Annotated in this window: 22 protein-coding genes and 4 tRNA genes; 21 read left to right on the top strand and 5 right to left on the bottom strand. The window is 58.8% G+C overall.

Annotated features, from left to right (window positions below):
- Positions 1-115 precede the first annotated feature (115 nt).
- The 6 genes from murJ to ispH all read left to right on the top strand — a co-directional run bounded on the left by murJ (position 116) and on the right by ispH (position 7,637).
- Positions 116-1,654 carry a murein biosynthesis integral membrane protein MurJ gene (gene murJ, locus PMI01S_RS09410; RefSeq protein ID WP_084319503.1) on the top strand — a complete coding sequence of 513 codons (1,539 nt, stop codon included), beginning with the start codon at positions 116-118 and terminating at the stop codon, positions 1,652-1,654.
- 129 nt (positions 1,655-1,783) lie between these two features.
- Entirely contained in the window at positions 1,784-2,734 is a 951-nt protein-coding gene (gene ribF, locus PMI01S_RS09405) for a bifunctional riboflavin kinase/FAD synthetase (protein ID WP_084319501.1), read from the top strand.
- Positions 2,735-5,566: an isoleucine--tRNA ligase gene (gene ileS, locus PMI01S_RS09400; protein ID WP_084319499.1), complete on the top strand. Its 2,832-nt coding sequence runs from the start codon at positions 2,735-2,737 to the stop codon at positions 5,564-5,566. It abuts the gene before it with no gap.
- Positions 5,559-6,071 (top strand): signal peptidase II, encoded by a 513-nt coding sequence (gene lspA / locus PMI01S_RS09395; protein ID WP_084319497.1) that lies wholly within the window; start codon positions 5,559-5,561, stop codon positions 6,069-6,071. The genes ileS and lspA overlap by 8 nt, the downstream gene beginning before the upstream one ends.
- Before the next feature lie 7 nt (positions 6,072-6,078).
- A complete protein-coding gene (gene fkpB / locus PMI01S_RS09390) occupies positions 6,079-6,516 on the top strand; it encodes an FKBP-type peptidyl-prolyl cis-trans isomerase (protein ID WP_174602658.1) in 438 nt (145 codons plus the stop codon).
- Between the two features lie 173 nt (positions 6,517-6,689).
- The gene (gene ispH / locus PMI01S_RS09385) at positions 6,690-7,637 is read left to right on the top strand and encodes a 4-hydroxy-3-methylbut-2-enyl diphosphate reductase (RefSeq protein WP_084319493.1); all 948 of its coding nucleotides are present in this window, start codon (positions 6,690-6,692) and stop codon (positions 7,635-7,637) included.
- Here ispH and PMI01S_RS09380 read toward each other — a convergent pair.
- Complete coding sequence (locus tag PMI01S_RS09380; protein ID WP_084319491.1) at positions 7,606-8,160, bottom strand: GspH/FimT family pseudopilin; 555 nt, start codon at positions 8,158-8,160, stop codon at positions 7,606-7,608. The two genes, ispH and PMI01S_RS09380, sit on opposite strands and share 32 nt — an antisense overlap.
- A gap of 131 nt (positions 8,161-8,291) precedes the next feature.
- Here PMI01S_RS09380 and PMI01S_RS09375 point away from each other — a divergent pair, with 131 nt between their 5' ends.
- Genes PMI01S_RS09375 through thiO form a run of 7 tightly spaced genes read left to right on the top strand, consistent with a single transcriptional unit; the run spans position 8,292 to position 15,073 of the window.
- Positions 8,292-8,765, top strand: coding sequence for a GspH/FimT family pseudopilin (locus PMI01S_RS09375; protein WP_084319489.1), 474 nt, complete (start codon positions 8,292-8,294; stop codon positions 8,763-8,765).
- Complete coding sequence (gene pilV / locus PMI01S_RS09370; protein WP_084319487.1) at positions 8,762-9,211, top strand: type IV pilus modification protein PilV; 450 nt, start codon at positions 8,762-8,764, stop codon at positions 9,209-9,211. Before PMI01S_RS09375 ends, pilV begins: the two co-directional genes overlap by 4 nt.
- Positions 9,208-9,921: a PilW family protein gene (locus tag PMI01S_RS09365; RefSeq protein ID WP_084319485.1), complete on the top strand. Its 714-nt coding sequence runs from the start codon at positions 9,208-9,210 to the stop codon at positions 9,919-9,921. The genes pilV and PMI01S_RS09365 overlap by 4 nt, the downstream gene beginning before the upstream one ends.
- A gap of 11 nt (positions 9,922-9,932) precedes the next feature.
- On the top strand, positions 9,933-10,412 hold the full coding sequence (locus tag PMI01S_RS09360) for a pilus assembly PilX family protein (RefSeq protein ID WP_084319483.1): 480 nt from the start codon (positions 9,933-9,935) through the stop codon (positions 10,410-10,412).
- Positions 10,399-13,503 carry a pilus assembly protein gene (locus PMI01S_RS09355; RefSeq protein WP_084319481.1) on the top strand — a complete coding sequence of 1,035 codons (3,105 nt, stop codon included), beginning with the start codon at positions 10,399-10,401 and terminating at the stop codon, positions 13,501-13,503. The genes PMI01S_RS09360 and PMI01S_RS09355 overlap by 14 nt, the downstream gene beginning before the upstream one ends.
- Before the next feature lie 14 nt (positions 13,504-13,517).
- The gene (locus PMI01S_RS09350; protein ID WP_084319479.1) at positions 13,518-13,916 is read left to right on the top strand and encodes a type IV pilin protein; all 399 of its coding nucleotides are present in this window, start codon (positions 13,518-13,520) and stop codon (positions 13,914-13,916) included.
- 56 nt (positions 13,917-13,972) lie between these two features.
- A complete protein-coding gene (gene thiO, locus PMI01S_RS09345) occupies positions 13,973-15,073 on the top strand; it encodes a glycine oxidase ThiO (protein ID WP_084319478.1) in 1,101 nt (366 codons plus the stop codon).
- A 117-nt stretch (positions 15,074-15,190) separates the two neighbouring features.
- Here the strand turns inward: thiO and PMI01S_RS09340 are convergent, their stop codons facing one another.
- The 4 genes from PMI01S_RS09340 to PMI01S_RS09325 all read right to left on the bottom strand — a co-directional run bounded on the left by PMI01S_RS09340 (position 15,191) and on the right by PMI01S_RS09325 (position 19,483).
- The gene (locus tag PMI01S_RS09340) at positions 15,191-16,522 is read right to left on the bottom strand and encodes a sigma-54-dependent transcriptional regulator (RefSeq protein ID WP_084319476.1); all 1,332 of its coding nucleotides are present in this window, start codon (positions 16,520-16,522) and stop codon (positions 15,191-15,193) included.
- Positions 16,523-16,524: 2 nt separating this feature from the next.
- Entirely contained in the window at positions 16,525-18,114 is a 1,590-nt protein-coding gene (locus tag PMI01S_RS09335; protein WP_084319474.1) for a sensor histidine kinase, read from the bottom strand.
- Entirely contained in the window at positions 18,104-18,337 is a 234-nt protein-coding gene (locus tag PMI01S_RS09330; RefSeq protein ID WP_084319472.1) for a PP0621 family protein, read from the bottom strand. The genes PMI01S_RS09335 and PMI01S_RS09330 overlap by 11 nt, the downstream gene beginning before the upstream one ends.
- 123 nt (positions 18,338-18,460) lie before the next feature.
- Positions 18,461-19,483 (bottom strand): outer membrane protein assembly factor BamD, encoded by a 1,023-nt coding sequence (locus tag PMI01S_RS09325; RefSeq protein ID WP_084319470.1) that lies wholly within the window; start codon positions 19,481-19,483, stop codon positions 18,461-18,463.
- Positions 19,484-19,634: 151 nt separating this feature from the next.
- On the opposite strand from PMI01S_RS09325, the gene rluD reads away from it, so the two are divergent.
- From rluD to PMI01S_RS31660, 8 genes are all read left to right on the top strand, one after another.
- A complete protein-coding gene (gene rluD, locus PMI01S_RS09320; protein WP_084319469.1) occupies positions 19,635-20,597 on the top strand; it encodes a 23S rRNA pseudouridine(1911/1915/1917) synthase RluD in 963 nt (320 codons plus the stop codon).
- Entirely contained in the window at positions 20,594-21,319 is a 726-nt protein-coding gene (gene pgeF, locus PMI01S_RS09315; protein WP_084319468.1) for a peptidoglycan editing factor PgeF, read from the top strand. Before rluD ends, pgeF begins: the two co-directional genes overlap by 4 nt.
- Before the next feature lie 130 nt (positions 21,320-21,449).
- Complete coding sequence (gene clpB, locus PMI01S_RS09310; protein WP_084319467.1) at positions 21,450-24,014, top strand: ATP-dependent chaperone ClpB; 2,565 nt, start codon at positions 21,450-21,452, stop codon at positions 24,012-24,014.
- A gap of 300 nt (positions 24,015-24,314) precedes the next feature.
- A tRNA-Asn gene (locus PMI01S_RS09305) sits at positions 24,315-24,390 on the top strand.
- Positions 24,391-24,399: 9 nt separating this feature from the next.
- Positions 24,400-24,476: transfer RNA gene (locus tag PMI01S_RS09300), tRNA-Pro, on the top strand.
- A gap of 5 nt (positions 24,477-24,481) precedes the next feature.
- Positions 24,482-24,557 (top strand) — tRNA-Lys (locus PMI01S_RS09295).
- A gap of 95 nt (positions 24,558-24,652) precedes the next feature.
- Positions 24,653-24,729: transfer RNA gene (locus PMI01S_RS09290), tRNA-Pro, on the top strand.
- A gap of 239 nt (positions 24,730-24,968) precedes the next feature.
- Positions 24,969-25,199, top strand: coding sequence for a hypothetical protein (locus PMI01S_RS31660; RefSeq protein ID WP_167362918.1), 231 nt, complete (start codon positions 24,969-24,971; stop codon positions 25,197-25,199).
- Positions 25,200-25,258 lie beyond the last annotated feature (59 nt).

The following is a 25,258-nucleotide window of genomic DNA, read 5'->3' as shown; positions in this document are numbered from 1 at the left end:
CCGGCGCTTGACCTGTAAACTCGCGAGCTTTGGCTCTGTGCTGCTGCGGCGCGGAGTATCGCATAAGTGGGCGCGTTGTTCGCCTGCTGTTTATCGACAGGCACAAACTCTTTCAATGAATCTGCTCAAATCGTTGGCCGCCGTCAGCTCTATCACGATGCTTTCCCGGATTCTGGGGTTCGTCCGTGACACCCTCATTGCACGCACATTCGGCGCGGGAATGGCGACCGACGCCTTCTTCATCGCCTTCAAGTTGCCCAATCTGCTGCGCCGGATCTTCGCCGAAGGGGCCTTTTCCCAGGCGTTCGTGCCGATTCTTGCCGAATATAAAAGCCAGGAGGGCGAGGAGGCGACACGCACTTTTGTTGCCTACGTCTCCGGCCTGCTGACGCTGGTACTGGCGCTGGTCACCGCACTGGGCATGCTCGCCGCGCCATGGGTGATCTGGGCGACCGCGCCAGGTTTTACCGACACGCCGGAAAAGTTCGAGCTGACGTCCAACCTGTTGCGGGTGACCTTTCCTTATATATTGCTGATCTCCCTGTCTTCACTGGCCGGGGCGATCCTCAACACCTATAACCGCTTCTCGGTGCCGGCCTTCGTGCCGACCTTGCTCAATGTCAGCATGATCATCTTTTCGGTGTTCCTGACACCGTATTTCGATCCGCCAGTGATGGCCCTGGGTTGGGCAGTGCTGGCCGGTGGGCTGGCGCAATTGCTTTATCAGCTGCCGCACCTGAAAAAAATCGGCATGCTCGTGCTGCCGCGCCTGAACCTGCGCGACAGCGGCGTCTGGCGGGTCATGAAACAAATGCTGCCGGCGATTCTCGGCGTTTCGGTGAGTCAGATTTCGCTGATCATCAACACCATTTTTGCGTCGTTCCTGGTCGCCGGCTCCGTATCGTGGATGTATTACGCCGACCGCTTGATGGAATTGCCGTCCGGTGTACTGGGCGTGGCGTTGGGCACGATTCTGCTGCCGACTCTGGCCAAGACCTACGCCAGCAAGGACCGCGCCGAGTATTCGCGGATTCTCGATTGGGGCCTGCGCCTGTGCTTCATGCTGGTGCTGCCATGCTCGCTTGCGCTGGGGATTCTGGCTGAGCCGTTGACGGTTTCGTTATTCCAGTACGGTCAGTTCAACGCCTTCGACGCGGCCATGACCCAGCGGGCGCTGATCGCTTATTCGGTCGGATTGATCGGGATTATCGTGATCAAAGTGCTGGCGCCAGGCTTTTATGCGCAACAAAACATCCGCACGCCGGTAAAAATCGCGATTTTCACGTTGGTCGTCACGCAGTTGTTCAACCTGGTGTTGATCGGTCCGCTGGCCCACGCCGGGCTGGCACTGGCGATCAGCGCCGGTGCCTGCATCAACGCCGGCCTGCTGTTCTATCAGCTGCGCAAGCAGCAGATGTACCAGCCACAACCGGGCTGGGGTAAGTTCGGTGCGAAGCTGGTGATCGCGGTGTTGGTGATGTCAGCGGTGTTGCTGGCCGGGATGCACTTTATGCCGGCCTGGGATCAGGGGCACATGCTCGAGCGATTCCTGCGTCTGGGCGCGCTGGTGGTTGCTGGCGTGGTCTCTTATTTCGGCATGTTGCTGCTGATGGGCTTCCGTTTGCGCGACTTCAATCGCAAGGCGCTGAGTTGAGGCTATTGCCTCGATAAACACGGGCGAGCCGGCGGTTTTGTCGGTTCGATCACTTTGGGTTACGGTGTTGCCTGTCGTCGGCCGCCGGGTGTGGTTATAATCGACCACTTTATGAGCAAGAAGCGCGTTATGCAGCTGGTTCGAGGCCTCCACAACCTGCGCCCCCAGCATCGGGGCTGTGTCGCCACTATTGGCAACTTTGACGGTGTTCACCGTGGCCACCAGGCTATCCTGGCGAGGCTGCGTGAGCGAGCGCTCGAGTTGAGCGTGCCCAGCTGCGTGGTGATTTTCGAGCCGCAGCCGCGGGAATTTTTCGCCCCGGACACGGCGCCGGCCCGTCTGGCGCGTCTGCGAGACAAGTTGCAGCTGCTGGCTGACGAAGGTGTCGACCGGGTTCTGTGCCTGGCCTTCAATCAACGCCTGAGCAAGCTCAGCGCCAGCGAGTTCGTCGATACCATTCTGGTGGACGGCCTTGGCGTGCAGCACCTGGAGGTCGGCGACGACTTCCGCTTCGGCTGTGACCGGGTAGGGGATTTCGATTTCCTGCAACAGGCCGGCGTCATGCAAGGCTTCACCGTCGAAGCGGCGCAAACCGTTGAACTGGACGGTATACGCGTCAGCAGCACCCAGGTGCGAAATGCCCTGGCCGCTGCAGACTTTGCCTTGGCCGAACGCCTGCTCGGTCGTCCGTTCCAGATTACCGGGCGTGTGTTGCACGGCCAGAAGCTGGCGCGCCAACTGGGTACGCCAACCGCCAACATTCAACTCAAGCGCCGTCGCGTGCCGTTGTCCGGGGTTTTCCTGGTCGACATCGACATCGACGGCAAGACCTGGCCAGGCGTCGCCAACATCGGCGTGCGGCCAACGGTCCAAGGGGATGGCAAGGCCCACCTCGAAGTACATCTTTTAGATTTTGCCGGCGATCTGTATGACCGGCGTTTGACGGTGGTTTTCCACCACAAGCTGCGTGAAGAGCAGCGTTTCGCCTCTCTGGAGGCGCTTAAGACGGCGATCAATGCGGATGTCGCCGCCGCCCGTGCCCTGTCGCACCTAGCGCCAATCGCTAATGAAGAGCCATAAATGACCGACTATAAAGCCACGCTAAACCTTCCGGACACCGCCTTCCCAATGAAGGCCGGCCTGCCTCAGCGCGAACCGCAGATTCTGCAGCGCTGGGACAGCATTGGCCTGTACGGTAAGTTGCGCGAAATTGGCAAGGATCGTCCGAAGTTCGTACTTCACGACGGTCCTCCGTACGCCAACGGCACGATTCACATCGGTCATGCGCTGAACAAGATCCTCAAGGACATGATCATCCGCTCGAAGACCCTGTCGGGTTTCGATGCGCCTTATGTTCCGGGCTGGGACTGCCACGGTCTGCCGATCGAGCACAAAGTCGAAGTGACCCACGGCAAGAACCTGGGCGCGGACAAGACCCGCGAACTGTGCCGTGCCTACGCCACCGAGCAGATCGAAGGCCAGAAGTCCGAATTCATCCGTCTGGGCGTGTTGGGCGACTTCGCCAACCCGTACAAGACCATGGATTTCAAGAACGAGGCCGGTGAAATCCGCGCACTCGCCGAAATCGTCAAGGGCGGTTTCGTGTTCAAGGGCCTCAAGCCCGTGAACTGGTGCTTCGACTGCGGTTCGGCCCTGGCTGAAGCGGAAGTCGAGTACGAGAACAAGAAGTCCTCGACCATCGACGTGGCGTTCCCGATTGCCGATGAAGCCAAACTGGCTGCCGCTTTCGGTCTGTCGTCGCTGGGCAAACCGGCTTCGATCGTGATCTGGACCACCACCCCGTGGACCATCCCGGCCAACCAGGCGTTGAACGTTCACCCGGAATTCAACTACGCCCTGGTCGATGTCGGCGACAAACTGCTGGTCCTGGCTGAAGAGCTGGTCGAATCCTGCCTGGCCCGTTACAGCCTGGAAGGCTCGGTCATCGCGACCACCACCGGTAAAGAGCTGGAGCTGATCAACTTCCGTCACCCGTTCTACGATCGCCTGTCGCCGGTTTACCTGGCCGACTACGTTGAACTGGGCGCCGGCACCGGCGTGGTTCACTCCTCGCCGGCCTACGGCGTAGACGACTTCGTGACCTGCAAGAAATACGGCATGGTCAACGATGACATCCTCAACCCGGTACAGAGCAACGGTGTTTACGTACCGTCGCTGGAGTTCTTTGGCGGCCAGTTCATCTGGAAAGCCAACCCGGCCATCGTCGATAAACTGACCGAAGTCGGTGCGTTGCTGCACACCACCATCATCGAACACAGCTACATGCACTGCTGGCGTCACAAAACCCCATTGATCTATCGCGCCACCGCGCAGTGGTTCATCGGCATGGACAAAGAGCCTGCGACCGGCGAAACCCTGCGCAAGCGCGCGCTCAAAGCCATCGAAGAGACTCAGTTCGTTCCAGCCTGGGGCCAGGCGCGCCTGCACTCGATGATCGCCAACCGTCCGGACTGGTGCATCTCCCGTCAGCGCAATTGGGGCGTGCCGATCCCGTTCTTCCTGAACAAGGAAAGCGGCGAGCTGCACCCGCGTACCGCCGAGCTGATGGAAGAAGTCGCCAAGCGCGTCGAAGTCGAAGGCATCGAAGCCTGGTTCAAGATGGACGCTGCCGAGTTGCTCGGTGACGAAGCGCCGCAGTACGACAAGATCAGCGACACCCTGGACGTCTGGTTCGATTCGGGTACCACGCATTGGCACGTTCTGCGCGGTTCGCACCCGATGGGCCACGAGACCGGCCCGCGCGCCGACCTGTACCTGGAAGGGTCGGACCAACACCGCGGCTGGTTCCACTCATCGCTGCTGACCGGTTGCGCCATCGACAACCACGCGCCGTATCGCGAACTGCTGACCCACGGCTTCACCGTGGATGAGTCCGGCCGCAAGATGTCCAAATCGCTGGGCAACGTGATCGCGCCGCAAAAAGTCAACGACACCCTGGGCGCCGACATCATGCGTCTGTGGGTCGCTTCTACCGATTACTCGGGTGAAATGGCGGTGTCCGAGCAGATCCTGCAACGCAGTGCGGACGCTTACCGGCGGATCCGTAACACCGCGCGCTTCCTGCTCTCCAACCTGACCGGTTTCAACCCGGCCACCGACATCCTGCCGGCCGAAGAAATGCTGGCGCTGGACCGTTGGGCCGTTGACCGCACGCTGCTGCTGCAACGCGAGCTGCAAGAGCACTACGGCGAGTACCGCTTCTGGAACGTCTACTCCAAGATCCACAACTTCTGCGTGCAGGAGCTGGGCGGTTTCTACCTCGATATCATCAAGGACCGTCAGTACACCACTGGCGCCAACAGCAAGGCCCGCCGTTCGGCGCAAACCGCGCTGTATCACATCTCCGAAGCGCTGGTGCGCTGGATCGCGCCGATCCTTGCGTTCACCGCCGACGAACTGTGGGAATACCTGCCGGGCGAGCGTAACGAATCGGTGATGCTCAACACCTGGTACGAAGGCCTGACCGAACTGCCGGAAAACGTTGAACTGGGCCGCGCCTACTGGGAGCGGATCATGGCGGTGAAGGTCGCTGTGAACAAGGAAATGGAAATCCAGCGCGCGGCCAAGGCCGTCGGTGGCAACCTGCAAGCCGAAGTGACGCTGTTTGCCGAAGACGCGCTGAGCGCCGACCTGGCCAAACTGAGCAACGAACTGCGTTTCGTGCTGATCACCTCGACCGCCAGCGTTGCGCCTTTTGTTCAGGCACCAGCGGACGCAGTGGTCACCGAAGTCAGCGGCCTGAAGCTGAAAATCGTCAAGTCGGCCTTCGCCAAGTGCGCCCGTTGCTGGCACTGCCGTGAAGACGTCGGCGTGAACCCGGAGCATCCGGAAATCTGCGGTCGTTGCGTCGACAACATCAGCGGCGCTGGCGAGGTTCGTCACTATGCCTAATGCCGTTGGCCGTTTCGGACGGCTGAGCTGGCTCTGGTTGAGTTTGCTGGTCCTGGTCATCGACCAGGCCAGCAAGTTCTACTTTGAAGGCTCGTTGAAGATGTACCAGCAGATCGTGGTGATCCCCGATTACTTCAGCTGGACCCTGGCCTACAACACCGGCGCTGCGTTCAGCTTCCTGGCCGACAGCTCGGGCTGGCAGCGCTGGCTGTTTGCCTTGATCGCGGTGGTGGTCAGTGCGGTGCTGGTGGTATGGCTCAAACGTCTGGGGCGCAACGAAACCTGGCTGGCCATTGCGCTGGCCCTGGTACTCGGTGGCGCGCTGGGCAACCTGTATGACCGCATTGCCCTGGGCCATGTGATCGATTTCATTCTGGTGCATTGGCAGAACCGCTGGTATTTCCCTGCGTTCAACTTCGCCGACAGTGCAATTACTGTCGGTGCCGTGATGCTTGCGCTGGACATGTTCAAAAGTAAAAAGACCGGAGAAGCCGTTCATGACTGAACAGGTATTGGCTGAGCAACGCATCCGCCAGAACACGGAAGTCACCTTGCACTTTGCACTGCGCCTGGAGAACGGCGACACCGTCGACAGCACCTTCGACAAAGCCCCGGCGACCTTCCAGGTCGGCGACGGCAACCTGTTACCAGGTTTCGAAGCGGCACTGTTCGGCTTCAAGGCGGGCGATAAGCGTACGCTGACGATTCAGCCGGAAAACGCGTTCGGCCAGCCAAACCCGCAAAACGTGCAGATCATCCCGCGCTCGCAGTTCAAGGACATGGACCTGTCGCCGGGTTTGCTGGTGATCTTCAACGATGCGGCCAATACTGAGCTGCCTGGCGTTGTGAAGGAGTTCGATGACGAGCAAGTGACCATCGACTTCAACCATCCGCTGGCCGGCAAGACATTGACCTTTGACGTCGAGATCATCAGCGTCAAATCGTTGTAACTGACCCCACCGGCTCGCGATAACATACGTTCTTTCTGAATTTACGCGGTGTCCTGTAGGAGCGAGCTCGCGATGGGCGTCAACGATGACGCGAACATCCTGGCGAAACGAGTCTTCTTTTCGTTTTTCGCGAGCAAGCTCGCTCCTACACAGGGCAAGACACGAGGCACAGCATGCAAATCAAACTCGCCAACCCCCGTGGCTTCTGCGCCGGTGTGGACCGTGCGATCGAAATCGTCAACCGCGCCCTGGAAGTCTTCGGGCCGCCGATCTATGTGCGCCACGAAGTGGTGCACAACAAATTCGTCGTCGAAGACCTGCGCGCTCGCGGCGCGATCTTCGTTGAGGAACTGGATCAGGTGCCCGACGACGTGATCGTGATCTTCAGTGCCCACGGCGTTTCCCAGGCTGTTCGCACCGAAGCCGCTGGCCGTGGCCTCAAAGTGTTCGACGCGACGTGCCCGCTGGTGACCAAGGTGCACATTGAAGTTGCGCGATACAGCCGTGACGGCCGTGAATGCATCCTGATCGGCCACGCCGGTCATCCGGAAGTCGAAGGCACCATGGGCCAGTACGATGGCAGCAATGGTGGCGCGATCTATCTGGTTGAAGATGAAAAAGACGTTGCCGCGTTGCAGGTGCACAATCCTGAAAAACTGGCATTCGTCACCCAGACGACCCTGTCCATGGACGATACCAGCCGCGTCATCGACGCCCTGCGTACGCGCTTTCCGGCGATCGGTGGTCCGCGCAAGGACGACATCTGCTACGCCACGCAAAACCGTCAGGATGCAGTCAAAACACTGGCCGATGAATGTGACGTGGTGTTGGTGGTCGGCAGCCCGAACAGCTCCAACTCCAATCGCTTGCGTGAGCTGGCAGAGCGCATGGCCACCCCGGCCTACCTGATCGACGGTGCCGAAGACCTGCAAAAAAGCTGGTTCGACGGTGTCGAGCGTATCGGTATTACCGCTGGTGCCTCCGCTCCTGAAGTGCTGGTGCGTGGCGTGATTCAGCAACTGCAGGCCTGGGGCGCTACCGGTGCCGATGAGCTGGCCGGTCGCGAGGAAAACATCACGTTCTCCATGCCTAAAGAGTTACGCGTCCGTTCTTTGCTTTAATCTTTTTCGCTGTACACAGCGCTTGTTCAGCCTTCTGGCTGTCCAGGCGCACGCGGCCGGAGCGGGCCAGGACCACCTGCAGGTGGCTGACCGGTTCGCGAGCCGCGCAAATATGCAATGTCCCCGCTTGAAAGGCCTTGCCCGGCATCAATGGTTCGCCTAGACGGCTGAAACGTACAAAACGGTTCACACTCCAATTGCCGATAATCGGCACACCGGCGTCACGTGCGTGCTCAATCAACAGTGGATTGCTTCTGTCTTCAGGGCCTTTGCCACTGATGTCCAGAATAATCCGCCAGCCCTGACCCCAGTCTCCATTGATGCCATGGATCACGACATTCTGGTTATGGGTGAGTGCCGCAGTCCTGGCATTGCGTATACCGCTGATCAACGACTCCGCTGCTACTTCTCGATGGTTCGACTCGGTGAGTGCTGCGAACGCCGGACTGACCAAATGCAGAACAATCCCGACAATCATCAGTCCCATAAGCAGTTCAATCAGACTGAAACCTTGCTGGCGCATGAAAACTCCCTCCCTGGAATGCGGTTGCCCGCGCAATCCTTGCGCGAGTAATAGGAAAACAACCGAACATCAGTCCGTCGAATGTTCTAGCGTGTAACAGCAGGTATAGCCGACGGCAGCGGAGGGCACCGATGGATCATCGTACAAAAGGTTTCACGCTGATCGAGTTGCTGGTCGCGCTCGCCGTCTTTCTGATTCTGATCACCCTGGCGGTGCCGGCGTTTACCCGTTCGGTGCAAGGCACCAAGGCCGACACTGAAATCGGCGACCTGCAGCGCGCTTTGAATTTCGCCAGGCTTGAAGCCATCGACCGGGGCATTACCACCCGGGTGCGTCCAACCGCTGGCGGTAGCGTCTGGACCGGAGAGTTGGCGGTCTACGACAGTACTGGCACTCCGGCCAGTGTGTTGCGGGTTGTTCCAGCGATGAGCAGTGACGCGACTCTGACGCTAACCTCAGGAGTGACCGCCATCGATTTCAACAATCTGGGCGGTCTGTCGGCACCGTCCACGGCGGTGGTGATCAGCTATGTACTGGGGGCGCAAAGCAGGACGCTGAATGTGTGTTTGAACGGACGAATTCTATTGGGTGGAAGTTGCGGATGAGGGGATGGAGCAAGCGAGCACAGGAAGGCATGACGCTGATCGAGGTTCTGGTGGCGTTGTTGATTCTGAGCGTGGGCCTGTTGGGGGCGGCGGCGTTTCAGCTCAATGCGCTGAAATACACCGACAGTTCGCGCATGACCAGCCAGGCAAGTTTTATCGCCTACGACATGATGGACCGCATCCGCGCCAACTCCGGCGCCGATTACACCGTCACGCCGCCGACATCGGGCAACCTGAGTGTCGCTCGGGATCAGGACCTGTACGACTTCACCTCCAACATTGTCAATTTCCTCGGCAGCACCGCCACGGGCAGCGTCACCCTTAATCAGCGGGTGTACACCATCACCATCACTTGGGACGACTCGCGGGCTGCCAATGTCGCCAACTCTCGCCGCAGCTTTGTGCTGACCAGTCGCGCCGCCGTCGATCCGGTGTCGACGCCATGAAGCGGCTCAATAGAGGTTTCGGCCTGATCGAAATGCTGATCGCCCTGGCGTTGAGCCTGGTCGTGGTACTTGGTGTGGCGCAGGTATTTATCGCGGCCAAGAACACCTACGTCAGTCAGAACGCGGCGGCGAACATTCAGGAAGATGCGCGTTTCGTGCTGAGCAAGATGATTCAGGAAATCCGCATGGTGGGGATGTTTGGGTGTCTGGGGACGATTACCGATGCAAGCGCGGGAGGAAGTTTCTATCTCAGTCAGGTAGCGCCGATCAGTTGGGACAATGCCAATCTCAAGCTGACCCTGGTGACAGCCGATGTGGGAGCGGGCGGCAGCACACCGACCTGGACGGTGGTTTCCGATTGCCGCAACACGGCGACGGCTTATTCCAACAAGCAGGATCCTGCGACGGGACAGTTGGCGTTTCCGATTCGGCGGCTGGTCTACAGCCTTAAGAACGGGCAATTGACGATGGGCAGTGGCATCGGGACGCCGACTCAGGCAGTGCTCATCGACAACGTCAGCAAATTCGACGTGAGCTTCGGCCTCGCTGCGTCGGCCACTGATACATCCGCTTCCAGTTACAGCCTCAACCCATCCGACCCTGCGCGAATCCGTAGCGTGCGCCTGACGCTGACGCTGAGAGATCCGAACAGTCGCGTTAGCGAGCAAACCTTCAACGTGGTTGCCGCTTTGCGCAACCGCCTGCCATAAGGGGAGGGCCGATGAATTTCTCTTCCGTGACCTCTCATTCCCAGCGCGGCATGGCATTGCTGGTGAGCCTCGTGTTCCTGCTGTTGCTGACACTGATCGGAATTTCATCGATGCAGAACGCCACCCTGCAGGAAAAAATGGCCACCAGCGTGACCCTGCGCAATCAGTCGTTCCAGATCGCCGAAGCCGCGTTGCGCATCGGCGAAAGTGCGGTGCAATTGAGTACTTATGCATTGCCGGTTTGCAGCGGCAATCAATGTTTGCCACCCGCCGAGTCATCGACCATCACGGCTGCCGGTCTCAATTCCACTTCAGGTGTCACCTGGATAGCTGCCGCCAACGGTTTCTACGGGGTGCAGAACATCGGCACCACGTTGAACGCCGTGAATGTGCCAAGCAACACCTCTGCGACGCTTTATCGGGTCACGGCAGTGGCCATCGTCGGCAATAACGTTCGCAGTGTGGTGGAGAGCATCTATGCCAAGTACTGACAGGTGTTCCGGGATCTGGCGGTTGCTTTCTGGCGTTGCATTGGGCCTGTACCTGTCAGCCCCTGCATACGCGTTCACGCCCTCGGATTCGCCCTTGCTGAGCGCTGCGGCGGTTCCGCCAAACGTGATGCTGCTGATCGACGACTCGGGAAGCATGAACAACATCATTTGGGCGCCGGATTTCAATCCTGCGGCCAATCAAGCACCAATTGCGAATTGCAGCTCCAACACCTCATGTTTTTCGGGCCAGAGCCTGGACATGGACGATACCAATATCGCTCTGTCGAGCCTGAATCGCGGCGGTTGCTCGACCAACGGCAATTGGTACGGTTTTTATCGGGGGTTTTTGGGGCTGTCATCGATTTGTCTTAAGTTGCCTGACCCGGTGGGCAATGAAAACACCCGTTACACGGCTAACTACCTGTCTTATCTGGTAACGCAGGCCAATGGTGCAAGCCGGGATTACACCACCGGTGCGATCCCCAATGATTACCGTATGAATGTCGCGAAGGATGTGTCCAAAAAACTCGTTACCAGTAATCGTGCGCTGCGTATCGGCCTGTCGACGTTCAATCCGCCTTCGAGCTCCAATTCCGGACCCGGTGGTTTTATTGCCCGCGCAGTCAGTGATCTGTCTCCCGTTGGCAGCGTTACCCAGGATAAAGCGGACGATAACTTCGATGACCTGATTTCATCGATCACGGGTTTGAGTGCAATCGCCAATACCCCGCTGGCAGAAACCTATTACGAGATCACGCGGTACATGCGCGGCATGGCGCCGTACTACAACTCGACGCCCACCACTTACACCAGCCCGATCCAGTATCGCTGCCAGAAAAACTACGGCGTGGTGATCACCGATGGCCTGCCTACGTTCGACCGGACCTTCCCGACCAACGACCCGCTCGGTGGCAGCCGTTTGCCGAACTGGGATGGCATCAGCGCGAACGATGGCGACAATCTCTCCGGTGATGGCGAGGGTGATACGTTGTATCTGGACGACATTGCCAAATTCGCTTTCGACATCGACATGCGAACCACCGGTACCGACGGCGCCGGCAAGAACTGGAACGCCACGGATTTCCCCACGCAGAACATGAACACCTACGCCGTAGGTTTCACTGCCGCGAACCAGATGTTGTCGGACGCCGCCAGATACGGGCAGGGCAAGTACTATCAGGCAACAGACAGCGTCGGCCTTAACACCGCGCTGGCATCTGCCCTGAGCGACATCACGTCGAAAGCCGGTTCAGGAGGTAGCGGCACCACCAGCAGCTCAATCGTCGGGGCTGGCTCTGCCTATTTTCAGACCAGCTATGACCCCAAGGACTGGCGCGGCACCATCAAATCCTACGGGTTCACCTCCACCGGATCGGTCAACACTTCATCAGTGCTCTGGACCACCGACACCGCCATAGTGCCCGGCGCTACGGCGCCGACTTATCAGTCCTGGAACACCGCGAGCAATACCCCCGTCACCCTGGCTTACACCAATTTCGACTCGACACAACAGACAGCGCTGAGTCAGGGCCTGCCCACCGGCATCACCGGCAGCGATCTGGTGGAGTGGAGCAAGGGCACCAACAAAGCGGGCTTGAAGGTACGCAGCGTGTTGCTCGGCGACATCATCAACTCACCTTTGGTCTTGGCCTTGCCGGCGGACAAAACCGCATCGGATCTGGTGAGTGACACCAGCTACACCACCTATCTGGCGACCAAAGCCACCAACATGAACGCCAGCCTGGTGGTCAACGCCAACGACGGTTTTGTCAGCGTCATCAACTCGGGTAACGGTGCGAGGCGCTATGCCTACATGCCTTCCAGCGTACTGCCGTCGTTGCACTTCATCGCCGATACGGCCTACATCAACGGCGTCAGCCACAGGTTTCTGGTCGACGGGCAGGTCGGCGTATTCGATGCACAACTCAACAGCGCCTGGAAAACCCTGGCGATCGGCGGGACAGGGGCCGGTGGCAAGACGTTTTACGCATTGCAGTTGTTTGACGCTTCGCCCAGTAACGTGATCAAGGCGTTGTGGGAAATCAGTGCTCCCGGGACTGCAAACCCGGCGAACGTTTTCAATGATCTGGGTTATGCCTACGCCCGTCCGGAAGTGGCACGCTTATCTAATGGGCGGTGGGCAGCGTTCATTTCCAACGGCTATGGCAGCAACTCGGGCGTGGCAGCGTTGTACGTGGTGGATATCCTTGATGGGTCTCTGATCAAGAAAATCGTGGTCGACAGGACGGAAACTACCAATGGCCTGTCGTCGGTGAAGCTCAAGGTCAACTCGCAGAATGTGGTGCAGGCCGCCTATGGTGGCGACCTGAAAGGAAGGCTGTGGAAGTTTGATTTAAGCGGCACCAGCACGGACACCTGGGGCGTAGCGTTTTCCGGCAAGCCGCTGTTCACGACTGCGGGCGGTGCCTCGCAGCCCATCACCGCACAACCGCTGCTGGCGGACAATTCACTGGGCGGTAAAGTGGTGTTTTTCGGCACCGGCAAGTTCAACGAGACCGTCGACAAGACCAACAAGGATCTGCAGGCGTTTTATGCGGTGTGGGATGCGGACGGCGGCTCCGGACAGATCACCACGTCAAGTTTGCAGATTCAATCGGTGACGGGCGTGTTCTCGGGAAGCTCGGGGCAATTCATCACCACCAGCCAGAACGAAGTGACCTATCCGGCGGAAAAGGGCTGGTACCTGCCACTGGTCTACAACAGCGTATTGACCGGTGAGCGGGTGATTAACCAGGCGGCGCTGGTGTTGGGGCGAATCGTATTTACCACGGCCATTGTGGATACCACGGATCCTTGTGCCAGTTTCGGCACTGGCAAAGTGGTCGAACTGGATGCGTTCAGCGGTAAGATGCTCAACTACGCGGTGCTCGATACTACGAACGATGGACTGATCGATAGCAAGGACGCTATTTCCAGTGGTGTGATCATGACGAGTGGAATTCCGATTGTGAATAACATCGTCGACGGTGGAACCAAAAAGTTCGTGGGCGACACCAGTGGCACGGTGACCACGCTGACCGAAAAGGGCGGCGGCGGCAGCCGTCGCATCATGTGGCGACAAATTCAGTAAGCGAGAGTTGAGGCATGCGCAGATCCAACCGAGGTTTTACCCTGATCGAAATCATGATCGTGATTGCGATCATCGGGATCGTCATCACCATTGGCTACCCGAGCCTCACCGAATACGTGAATAAGGGGCGCCGGGCTGAAGTGGCCGGACTGCTCTCCGAGCAGGCGCAGATTCTCGAACGGTTTTACTCGAAGAGTAATGTCTACACCGGTGTCACCGGCCTGAGCACCGGCAATGACTACTACACCATCACCCCGACTGTGACCGACCAGACCTTTCTGCTGACCGCAACGCGCAAGGCCGGCAGCATGGCCACTGACAAGTGTGGCGATTTCACCATCACCAACACCGGTGTCAGAAGCATGGTCGGTGCAAAGACCGGGCTGACCACCAAGGATTGCTGGGGGCGCTGAGTTTCTTTTTCGGGCGCCTTTTGCGCCCTCTGTCTATCTAACGTTTGGATCGGAACATGACCATGCAACAGCAAGTGGTGATTGTCGGCGGCGGTGTGATTGGCCTGCTGACGGCGTTCAATCTCGCGTCCGAAGTACAGAGCGTTGTGCTGCTGGACCGTTCGAATGTCGGTCAGGAATCTTCCTGGGCCGGTGGTGGCATTGTTTCTCCACTTTATCCGTGGCGCTACAACCCGGCGGTCACCGCGCTAGCCCACTGGTCCCAGGATTTTTATCCACAGCTGGGCGAGCGACTGTTCGCCGCGACAGGAGTTGATCCCGAGGTGCACACCACCGGCCTGTACTGGCTGGATCTGGATGATGAGGCCGAAGCGCTGGCCTGGGCCGAGCGGGAAAACCGTCCGCTGCGGGCTGTGGATATCTCGGCGGTGCACGATACGGTGCCGGTGCTGGGCGCCGGTTTCTCCCGGGCGATCTACATGGCCGACGTGGCCAATGTGCGCAATCCGCGGCTGGTGAAATCCCTCAAGTCCGCTTTGCTGGCGCTGCCGAACGTGACGATTCACGAGCAGTGCGAGGTCAGCGGGTTTATCCGTGAAGGCGATAATGTCGTCGGCGTGCACACTTCGACGGGCGCGATCCACGCTGATCAAGTGGTGCTGACTGCTGGTGCCTGGAGCGGTGACTTGCTCAAAAGCCTTGGGCTGGAACTGCCTGTCGAGCCTGTGAAAGGGCAGATGATTCTCTACAAGTGCGCGGCGGATTTCCTGCCAAGCATGGTGTTGGCCAAGGGGCGTTATGCGATTCCCCGGCGCGATGGCCACATTCTGATTGGCAGTACGCTGGAGCATGAAGGCTTCGACAAGACACCGACCGCGTCTGCGCTGGAGAGCCTGAAGGCCTCTGCGGTGGAGCTGATTCCTGCGCTGGCGGAGGCCGAAGTGGTCGGGCACTGGGCCGGGCTGCGACCGGGTTCTCCGGAGGGAATTCCCTACATTGGTCGGGTGCCGGGGTTCGATGGGTTATGGCTCAACTGCGGGCATTACCGCAACGGGTTGGTGCTGGCGCCGGCGTCGTGCCAGTTGTTTGTGGATGTGATGCTGGGCAGGGCGCCGATTATTGATCCGGCGCCGTATGCGCCGGCCGGGCGGATCTGATCGCGGCGTCTGTGGTATCGCCATCGCGGGCAAGCCCGCTCCCACAAGGTTTGCGTCGATCACAATATTTTCAATCGACACAAAACCTGTGGGAGCGGGCTTGCCCGCGATGGGCCCTCAATCCAACCCGAACTTCTTCAGCCTGTAACGCATCGACCGAAACGACAAATTCAACCGCTGAGCCGCGGCCGTGCGGTTCCAGCGGGTTTCCTCCAGGGCCTGGAGGATGAGTTTGCGTTCGACGTTGTCCAGATAGTCTTCCAGATTGTCGATCTGCGTCAGGTCCGGCACCCCACTGTCTGCAGTGCAGTTGCCTTCGGCCAGTCGCAGGTCGCTGGCTTCGATCTGCTTGTTTTCGCACAAGGTGTGAGCCCGTTCGAGCATGTTCTCCAGTTCCCGCACGTTGCCCGGAAAACGATAGCTTTTCAGCGCCTCGAGCGCTTGCGGGTGGAGTTTCGTGGCGGGCTGGCCGCTGCCGGCTGCCAGACGTTTAAGGACATGAGTGGCCAACGATTCGATGTCATCACGGCGTTCGCGCAAGGGCGGAACCCGTAATTCGATGACGTTGAGCCGGTAGTACAAGTCCTGGCGAAAGCGTTCGGCGGCGACTTCGGCGGCGAGATCTTTGTGGGTGGCGCAGAGGATGCGCACATCGACCACGGTTTCCTGTTGTCCGCCCACGCTGCGAACGGCTTTTTCCTGAATCGCCCGCAACAGTTTGACCTGCATCGCCAGCGGTAAATCAGCCACTTCGTCGAGGAACAGCGTGCCGCCATGGGCTGCCTGGAACAGCCCGGGTTTGTCTTCGATGGCACCGCTGAAGCTGCCTTTGCGATGGCCGAAAAATTCGCTCTCCATCAATTCCGACGGGATCGCCCCGCAGTTCACCGGAATAAACGGCTGGTGGGCGCGGGAACCTTGTTCATGGATCAGTCGTGCGACCAATTCCTTGCCGCTGCCGGACTCGCCGCTGATGTACACCGGCGCCTGGCTGCGGGCCAGTTTGTCGATTTGTTTACGCAAATTGCGCATGGGCAACGAGTCGCCCAGCAAGCGACGATCGACGGTGGCACCCGGTGCGGGCATGCGCAGTGCGCTGGTGACCAACTCGCGCAGGCGGGCGAGGTCGACCGGTTTGGTCAGGAAGTCGAAAGCACCGGCTTTTAGCGCGTTGATCGCCGTTTCAAGGTTGCCGTAAGCGGTGATCATGGCCACCGGCAGTTGGGGGTAGCGTTGCTGAATGTGTTGCACCAGCTCAAGGCCGGTGCCGTCCGGCAGGCGCATGTCGGTCAGGCACAGCTCGAACGTTTCGCGCTTCAACAGGGCCTGGGCTTCGCCAAGGTTGCGGGCGCTGAAGGTGTCGAGTTTCATTCGTCCCAGGGTGATTTCCAGGAGTTCGCGGATATCCGGTTCGTCGTCGACAATCAGGACTTTTTGCCGTGGGCTCATGTTCAACTTTGTTTCCGTCCGTGAGCAAAGGTGATGCGAAAGCAGCCGCCGCCTTGGCGTGGTTTGAAGTCTAGGCGGGCCTGGTTGCTTTCGCACAGTTCACGGGACAGATAAAGCCCCAGGCCTGTGCCTTGGGGGCTGGTGGTGAAGAACGGTTCGAACAGGTGCACTTGCTGATCCGGTGCCACGCCGGGGCCATCGTCCAGGACTTCGATGATCGGTAGCTGAGTGTCGGGGTCGATGAACAGATCAAGCCAGACCTGCGCCTGATCGTGGGTTTGAGCGCTGTGGCGCCAGGCATTGCGCAGCAGGTTGTCGAGAATCTGGGTCAGCTGGTTCGGGTCCATCAGGGTTTGGAAGTCTCCCGAGCCGATATGCAGATGAATCTGCTGACGATCGAGTGCACCTTCGCGACTTTCTGCAACGAACTGTTCCAGCCACGGCTTCAGATCAAGCCGTTGCGACACGGTTTGCTGGCGGCGGGACAGTTGCAGGACGTTTTCGATAACCCGATTCATACGCTGAGAGTGATCTTGAATAATCTGGGTCAGACGTCGGTCCGCGCGGTTCAGTTCCTCCGATTCCTGCAATAACTGGGCGGCATGACTAATGGCGCCCAGCGGATTGCGTATTTCGTGGGCGATCCCGGCCGTCAGGCGGCCGAGGGCGGCGAGTTTCAGTTGTTGCGCCTGCTGGGCGATTTGCGCGAGGTCTTCAAGAAAGACCAGGATCTGGTGGTGTGGGCTTTGGTCCAGCGCAATGAAACTCGGTTGCAGCTCCAGGCCACTGCCGGTGACTTTCAGGCTTTGGGGGCGCAGCGTCGGGTTGTTCAACCACAGTTGCAGGCGCTCGACGAGTGCGGGTGAGTGGTCATCGATTCGTTGGCCTTCGAGGTTGTCACGGCCCAGCAGGGTCTGGGCGCTGTGATTGGCCAGTTGCACTCGCCGCTGGTCGTCGAGCACCAGGATGCCGGTGCGCATGCGCTGCAGGATCAGCGCATTAAGGGCTTCAAGGCCTACGACTTCACTGGCCCGTTGTTCGGCGAGGGTTTCGCTGACTTCCACGCGCTGGATCAGCCCTTGCACCAGCAAGGCAGCGGCAAAACACAGCGCACCGAGCGTACCGACTTGCAGGTAATCGTTAGGGGGGGCGGGATGGCTGAAGCTCAGGAGAAAACTCAGCCCGACGATGCCGATTGCGGCGACGGCGGCAATCAGCAGGCCGATACGACTTCGCAACAAGGCATTGCTGATGGCCACTGAAACGATCAGCAGGTTGCCAATGGCGCTGGCAACACCACCGGCGGCATAGAACAGGCCGCACAGCAGCAGCACATCCATCAGTGCCAGGCTGAACAGTTGCGCCGGACGGCGGGTGTTCTCAAGGAAGACCACCAGCAGAATGTTCAGGACCAGGTACAACCAGCTGCCGCTGCGCAACAGGTCGTCATTGGAATAGGTGAGCAACTGGTTGTCGAGGTTGCTGGAGATCAGCAGCACCAGGGTGATGCCGACACTCAAGCGGTAGAGATGATAAAGGCGCAGCAGTCGCTGGGCCTGTTTGCTGCCGGGACTGGACGTCTCAGCGATCACTGGTGCCCGGGCCTTGCTCGAGGTGAGCCTGGCTGCAATACCACTGTTGTTGAAGGTTCAGCGCGCGGTCGCGGGGCAGGTGGACGCCACAATGGGCACAACGGACCATGGGCGCGGCTTCCAGTTCGGCAGAGGACTTGGGTACAGAGGGTTGAGCCTTGAACTTGCGCCAGAACCATACCGCAGCGGCAATCAGGGCGATCCAGAACAATAGACGAAGCATGGTGAGCTGCTTTATGACGAGTGATTCTGCAGTTTAGCCAAGGACATGACGGGCGCACAGCGTAATAAATCGCTGAAATAAAAAGGGAGACTCAAGAGTCTCCCTTTTTGCACAACCGAGGTATCAGTCGAACACGCCGAAGGTCATGTAGCTGAACCACGAGCGGTCGCTGTTGTTGACTTCGGACTCGTGTTCCTCTTCTTCGATCACGTCGCCATTTTCATCTTTAGGCTTGAGATCGTTCGGAATCGCGTCTTTGGCGTCTCGGAATTGTCTCTGCACGTCCTGGTTGGCGCGGGTTTCGCCCGGCGGCAGCGGTGGACGGGATTCGATCAGGCCCAGGGTCGCCTTGCTCAACCACGAACGGTTGTCGGCTTCGTCTACCGACGGCACGAACTGACCGTCCACCAGGGTTGGGTGGTTCGGGTAGTTGAGCTTCAGGGTTTCGAGGCTGGTGGCCGCCAGGTCGTCCAGGTGCAGACGCTGATAGGCTTCGGTCATGATCGCCAGGCCATCACCGACCGACGGGGTTTCCTGGAAGTTTTCCACCACGTAACGACCACGGTTCGCGGCAGCGACGTAGGCCTGACGGGTCAGGTAGTAGTCGGCAACGTGAATCTCGTAGGCCGCCAGCAGGTTGCGCAGATAAATCATGCGCTGCTTGGCGTCCGGCGAGTAGCGGCTGTTCGGGAAGCGGCTGGTCAGCTGGGCGAACTCGTTATAGGAGTCGCGGGCAGCGCCCGGGTCACGCTTGGTCATGTCCAGCGGCAGGAACCGCGACAGCAGGCCGACGTCCTGGTCGAAAGACGTCAGACCCTTGAGGTAGTAGGCGTAATCCACGTTCGGATGCTGTGGGTGCAAACGAATGAAACGCTCGGCGGCAGACTTCGCAGCCTCAGGCTCGGTGTTCTTGTAGTTGGCGTAGATGAGCTCGAGTTGAGCCTGATCGGCGTAGCGGCCAAATGGATAACGCGACTCCAGCGCCTTCAGCTTGGCTGTGGCGGCGGTGTAGCTATTGTTGTCCAGGTCGGTCTGAGCCTGCTGGTACAGCTCGACTTCGCTAAGGTTTTCGTCTACGACTTCCTTCGATGAGCAAGCAGCGGTCAATGCGAGGATGGCGATCAGCAGCAGGTGTTTCACTTGCATGGCGGCTTGCGTCCCTATGACGGCCGCTGTCTTGGGCGGGGCCGTCCTGTTATGATGAGCGCCCCGTTGAATAGCCTCGGGGCAAAAGACGCCGTATTTAACCACAAGCGCGCAGCCGAAACCAAAGGCTGTGCCGACGCCTAGTCCGAGCATGTCCGATAAAATTGAACTTCGCGCAGAGGTGCCGTCCGAATTGGGCGGCCAACGCCTCGATCAAGTCGCCGCACAATTATTCGCTGAGCACTCGCGCTCGCGCCTTTCCGCCTGGATCAAAGACGGCCGCCTGACTGTGGATGGGGCGGTAATCCGCCCGCGAGACATCGTTCACGGTGGCGCCATTCTTGAGCTCACTGCCGAGCAGGAAGCTCAGGGCGAATGGATCGCTCAGGACATCGAGCTGGACATCGTCTATGAAGACGACGACATCCTCGTGATCAACAAGCCTGCGGGCCTGGTGGTGCATCCTGCCGCCGGCCACGCTGATGGTACCTTGCTCAACGCCTTGCTGCACCACGTGCCGGACATCATCAATGTGCCCCGCGCCGGTATCGTGCATCGCCTGGACAAGGACACCACCGGTCTGATGGTGGTGGCCAAGACCATTCAGGCGCAGACGCAGCTGGTTACACAGTTGCAGAGCCGCAGCGTCAGCCGTATCTACGAATGCATCGTGATCGGTGTGGTAACGGCGGGCGGCAAGATCAACGCGCCGATTGGTCGTCACGGCCAGCAACGCCAGCGCATGGCTGTGATGGAAGGTGGCAAGCAAGCCGTCAGCCACTACCGCGTGCTCGAGCGTTTCCGCTCCCACACGCACGTGCGGGTGAAGCTGGAAACCGGTCGTACGCACCAGATTCGCGTACACATGGCTCACATCAACTTCCCGTTGGTCGGAGATCCTGCCTACGGCGGTCGTTTCCGCATTCCGCCAGCCGCCAGCCAGACCATGGTCGATTCCTTGAAGACGTTCCCGCGTCAGGCGCTGCATGCGCGGTTCCTGGAGCTGGATCACCCGACCACCGGTGTGCGCATGAGCTGGGAGTCGCCACTGCCGGACGATTTCGTCTGGTTGCTGACATTGCTCAAGCAAGACCGCGAGGCGTTCATCGGATGAGTGACTGGCTGATTCCCGACTGGCCTGCGCCTGCCGGGGTGAAAGCCTGTGTGACCACCCGTGCGGGCGGCGTCAGTCTGGCGCCGTTCGACAGCCTCAACCTCGGCGATCACGTCGATGACAGCCCTGAAGCTGTTGCCGAAAACCGCCGTCGCCTTACCGATCATTTCTCTATTCAACCGGCCTGGTTAAAGCAGGTTCACGGCATCGTCGTGGCTCACGCGGACCCAAGCCTTGTGGCCACCGCCGACGCCAGTTGGACGGCAACACCCGGCATTGCCTGCGCGGCAATGACGGCGGATTGCTTGCCCGCATTGTTCTGCGACCGTGCCGGTACGCGCGTCGCAGCCGCCCATGCCGGTTGGCGCGGGCTGGCGGCGGGTGTGCTGGAAGCAACTCTGGACGCACTGGCCGTACCACCGGAAGACGTTCTGGTCTGGCTCGGCCCGGCGATTGGCCCGCAAGCCTTTGAAGTCGGCCCGGAAGTTCGCGAAACCTTCGTCGAGCAATTGCCTGAAGCCGCCAAAGCCTTTGTGCCAAGTGCAAACGCCGGCAAGTTCATGGCCGACATCTACGAGCTGGCGCGCTTGCGTCTGGCTGTTCGCGGCGTTACTGCTGTATATGGTGGCGGTTTCTGTACCGTGACCGATCCGCGCTTCTTTTCTTACCGCCGTAGCCCACGCACCGGTCGGTTTGCCTCGCTTATCTGGCTCGAACGCTAGACTTCTCTGATCTACATCAACTGTACGACGCTTGAAACTCCCAGAATCGACCACATCTAGTGAGGTATCTGGCAGGTTTCTTCATTCAGGATGTTTTATAGGTCCGGCCTGCTCAAAAGGAAGGTGACCCATGCGTATAGATCGTTTAACCAGCAAATTGCAGTTAGCTCTATCCGACGCCCAATCGCTGGCCGTCGGCCTTGACCATCCCGGTATCGAACCGGCGCACTTGATGCAGGCCATGCTTGAGCAGCAGGGCGGTTCGATCAAACCCCTGTTGATGCAGGTCGGTTTCGACGTCAACAGCCTGCGTAAAGAGCTGACCAAAGAGCTCGATCAGCTGCCAAAAATCCAGAACCCGACCGGCGACGTCAACATGTCGCAGGATCTGGCGCGCCTGCTCAACCAGGCCGATCGTCTGGCCCAGCAGAAGGGCGATCAGTTCATTTCCAGTGAGCTGGTGCTGCTCGCCGCCATGGATGAGAACAGCAAGCTCGGCAAATTGTTGCTCGGCCAGGGCGTGAGCAAAAAAGCCCTGGAGAACGCGATCAATAACCTGCGTGGCGGTGAAGCGGTCAACGACGCCAACCACGAAGAGTCGCGCCAGGCGCTGGATAAATACACCGTCGACCTGACCAAGCGCGCCGAAGACGGCAAACTCGATCCGGTGATCGGTCGTGACGACGAAATTCGTCGGACCATTCAGGTGCTGCAACGCCGCACCAAAAACAACCCGGTGCTGATCGGTGAGCCTGGTGTCGGTAAAACCGCCATCGCCGAGGGCCTGGCCCAACGCATCATCAACGGCGAAGTGCCGGACGGCCTGAAAGGCAAACGTCTGCTGTCCCTGGACATGGGGGCATTGATTGCCGGTGCCAAATACCGCGGCGAGTTCGAGGAGCGCCTGAAATCCCTGCTCAATGAACTGTCGAAGCAGGAAGGGCAGATCATTCTGTTCATCGACGAACTGCACACCATGGTCGGCGCCGGTAAAGGCGAAGGCTCGATGGACGCGGGCAACATGCTCAAGCCTGCATTGGCTCGTGGTGAATTGCACTGCGTCGGCGCAACCACGCTCAACGAGTACCGCCAATATATAGAGAAGGACGCGGCTCTCGAGCGGCGCTTCCAGAAAGTGCTGGTGGACGAACCGAGCGAAGAAGACACCATCGCCATTCTGCGTGGTCTGAAAGAGCGTTATGAAGTTCACCACAAAGTGGCGATCACCGACGGTGCGATCATCGCCGCGGCCAAGCTCAGTCATCGCTACATTACCGATCGTCAGTTGCCGGACAAGGCCATCGACCTGATCGACGAAGCCGCCAGCCGCATCCGCATGGAAATTGACTCCAAGCCGGAAGTGCTGGACCGCCTGGAGCGTCGTCTGATTCAACTGAAGGTGGAATCCCAGGCGCTGAAAAAAGAAAGCGATGACGCCGCGAAGAAACGCCTGGAAAAACTCCAGGAAGAAATCGTTCGTCATGAGCGTGAGTATTCGGACCTCGAAGAAATCTGGAACTCGGAAAAAGCCGAAGTCCAGGGTTCTGCGCAGATTCAGCAGAAAATCGAACAGTCCCGTCAGGAACTGGAAGCCGCGCGCCGTAAAGGCGACCTGAACCGCATGGCCGAGCTGCAATACGGGGTGATCCCGGACCTGGAGCGCAGCCTGCAAATGGTCGACCAGCACGGCAAAAGCGAAAACCAGTTGCTGCGCAGCAAGGTGACCGAGGAAGAAATCGCCGAAGTCGTCTCGAAGTGGACCGGCATTCCGGTGTCGAAAATGCTCGAGGGTGAGCGCGACAAGCTGATGAAGATGGAAAGCCTGTTGCACCAGCGTGTGATTGGTCAGGACGAAGCGGTGATCGCGGTTTCCAACGCAGTGCGGCGTTCGCGGGCCGGGTTGTCCGACCCGAATCGTCCCAGCGGTTCGTTCATGTTCCTCGGCCCGACCGGTGTCGGTAAAACCGAGCTGTGCAAAGCGTTGGCCGAGTTCCTCTTTGATACCGAAGAGGCGATGGTGCGGATCGACATGTCCGAGTTCATGGAGAAACATTCCGTGGCCCGGTTGATCGGTGCGCCACCAGGCTACGTAGGTTACGAGGAGGGCGGTTACCTGACCGAGGCGGTGCGTCGCAAGCCTTATTCGGTGATCCTGCTGGATGAGGTCGAGAAGGCCCACCCGGACGTCTTCAACATCTTGCTGCAAGTGCTGGAAGATGGTCGTCTGACCGACAGCCATGGCCGCACGGTGGATTTCAAGAACACCGTGATCGTCATGACCTCCAACCTGGGCTCGGTACAGATCCAGGAACTGGTCGGTGATCGTGAGGCTCAGCGCGCGGCGGTGATGGATGCGATTTCCACGCACTTCCGGCCGGAGTTCATCAACCGGGTCGACGAAGTGGTGATCTTCGAGCCATTGGCTCGGGATCAGATCGCGGGCATTACCGAGATCCAGTTGGGTCGTCTGCGCAGTCGCCTGACCGAACGGGAGCTGAAGCTGGAACTCAGCCCTGAGGCCATGGATAAGCTGATCGCGGTTGGTTACGACCCAGTGTACGGCGCACGGCCGCTCAAACGAGCGATCCAGCGCTGGATCGAAAACCCGCTGGCGCAGCTGATTCTGTCGGGTCGTTTCATGCCCGGCGATACCGCCAAAGGCGTTGTGGAAAACGACGAGATCGTCTTCGCCTGATCCACATCGGCAATAAAATTGAAGAGGCCTCGCATTGCGAGGCCTTTTTTTCGTCAGGTTGTTGAACTGAAAGGAAAAGGCTTGTAAAGTGCGCCCCGCAGTAAGTCGCCCTGAAGGGTTCCAGCTCCCCAAGCAGGAATCTGAAATAAGTTGCAAATCATTAACTTGAAAGCAATTTAGGGGGTTGACAGAGGTGCTTAAGATTGTAGAATAGCGCGCCTCAGACACACGAACGCAGCGATGCGAACGAGTCGAAGAGAACGCAGCAAAGCTTCACCGTTGTAAATTGAAATATGTAGTTCCGTGATAGCTCAGTCGGTAGAGCAAATGACTGTTAATCATTGGGTCCCAGGTTCGAGTCCTGGTCACGGAGCCAATTTCAAACCGGGGTATAGCGCAGTCCGGTAGCGCGCCTGCTTTGGGAGCAGGATGTCAGGAGTTCGAATCCCCTTACCCCGACCATTTTTGGGTCGTTAGCTCAGTTGGTAGAGCAGTTGGCTTTTAACCAATTGGTCGTAGGTTCGAATCCCACACGACCCACCATTTTTGAAACCAGCTAGCGCTGGAATCGAATCTTAAGATCAGACGCCAAAAGCTCTGTTCGCAGAAGGCGCCTTTAAAAGGTGCCTTTTTTTTACCGGGGTATAGCGCAGTCCGGTAGCGCGCCTGCTTTGGGAGCAGGATGTCAGGAGTTCGAATCCCCTTACCCCGACCATACATAAAAAGAAGGCGTCCAATAGGACGCCTTTTTTTTGGCCTTATTCCGTCCTGAATAGGGTTTACACCTTCTGATCTGTTTTTCAGGAGGGGCGTAATGGAATCAGCAAAAAAGGCGCAGCCATTGCCCCCAGGCTTTCATCTCCAAGCCGGGCTCGGCGTCCAAAGCGTCTTGAATTAAACCTTCATCAAGAGCAGCGTCACCAGCGCTTGGTTCGCGGTCAGTCAATCCTGCAGATGAGCCTGCTGTTTCGTACCGCGCACAAGAACGCCGGTTTGTTTGATGTGTTTGCTCGCGCGAACATCATCAATCAAACCGGCGTTCTGTTTTCTATGTTTCCCGGGATCCGTGAAAACTTTTTTGCATTTGAAATCAAGATTGTGCCAAGGATGACGGTCTGTTCAATGCATCGGGGTCATGCTAAAACCTCCCGGTCTGCCAATTCGTCTGTAGCGCTCGTGCAATAAGGGTTGCTGCCGCGTCCCTCGGATTAATTGAGCGGTTTCCATAGACATTTGCAGGTAAG

The organism is Pseudomonas migulae NBRC 103157, assembly GCF_002091715.1.
Classification (GTDB): domain Bacteria; phylum Pseudomonadota; class Gammaproteobacteria; order Pseudomonadales; family Pseudomonadaceae; genus Aquipseudomonas; species Aquipseudomonas migulae_A.
This window is presented reverse-complemented; position numbering and strand designations above follow the sequence as displayed.